Source organism: Nocardioides sp. CPCC 206348 (assembly GCF_048654705.1).
Classification (GTDB): Bacteria; Actinomycetota; Actinomycetes; order Propionibacteriales; family Nocardioidaceae; genus Nocardioides.
Genome location: NZ_JBMCZA010000128.1, coordinates 7,056 through 7,349, shown reverse-complemented (window position 1 = coordinate 7,349; position 294 = coordinate 7,056). Strand labels below are relative to the sequence as shown.

Below are 294 nucleotides of genomic sequence, written 5' to 3'. Positions count from 1 at the left end.
GCTCTCCGGGCCGGCCCACGGCTGCACGCCCTGCTCGCCGAGGAACTCATGGTCCACCCACACGACCGTGGCGTCGGGGAGGGCGTCGCGCAGCAGGTCCGCGAACGGGACCGCCGGCCCGATGGCGTCGAAGGTGCCGGGCGTACGACGGTCGGCGAGGTCCACCAGCCAGGCCGCGAGGTCGCGGACATCGATCACCTGGACCAGGTCGGCCGGGTCGCCGGGCCCGAGGACCTCGCCCGTCGCCACGGACCGGCGGGCCCAGTAGCTGAACCGCCCGGTCGGGTCACCGGG

1 pseudogene is annotated in these 294 nt (G+C 75.9%); it reads right to left on the bottom strand.

Going from position 1 to position 294, the window contains the following annotated elements:
- Positions 1 to 294 (bottom strand): annotated as a pseudogene (locus ACOADB_RS07485) (epimerase); the annotation flags it as partial.